This is a genomic window from Acinetobacter rongchengensis (genome assembly GCF_003611475.1).
Taxonomy (GTDB): domain Bacteria; phylum Pseudomonadota; class Gammaproteobacteria; order Pseudomonadales; family Moraxellaceae; genus Acinetobacter; species Acinetobacter rongchengensis.
This window is the reverse complement of sequence record NZ_RAXT01000191.1, coordinates 1-563: the sequence shown is the minus strand read 5'-3', so window position 1 is coordinate 563 and position 563 is coordinate 1. Positions and strand designations below refer to the sequence as shown.

General features: G+C 32.0%; 1 protein-coding gene. It reads right to left on the bottom strand.

Annotated elements, in window-relative coordinates; genetic code table 11:
- Positions 1-216 (bottom strand): helix-turn-helix domain-containing protein (locus D7V20_RS19465; RefSeq protein ID WP_147395827.1); only part of this gene is annotated, 216 nt, incomplete at its 3' end.
- Positions 217-563: the final 347 nt, after the last annotated feature.

The window sequence follows — 563 nt, the reverse complement described above, 5'->3', positions numbered from 1 at the left end:
TTTTTCTTCAACTTCTTCCTTAAACTCAAACAAATCATTCATCGTACAGTTAAAGTACTTACACAACTTATCGGCGACTGGTAATTCAATACGTACAGCACGGTCATAATACATACTTGTGAGCGTGTTGCGATTGATACCTGTTGCATGCACCACTTCACTTAATTTTAAAATTTTTCTATCGCCCATGAGGCTAGATAACTTACAAGTAATCATATTTAAATTAATTTACAAAAAATAACTTGCTGTGGGTTATTTGAAGTTGTTGACTGAGTAATACTTTGCTAAAATTAACCTACAGCAGGTTATTACAACTTATAGAAAGTATATTTTATCCATTTCAACTAAATTATAACTTTTTAAATATAAGGATTGAACCTGCATTAGATTATTTTGTGGAGATGACCGCCGTGTTACCAAATGAGTTATTGATCAGCCAGCAAGCTCGTGACTTAGGAAATCAATTAATTAAAGAAATGAACATCAATAGAAGTTATGGAATGGCTAATTTTCTTGGAGTAAATACTTGCTATGATAATCATCAGGCTGTACTTATTTGGACA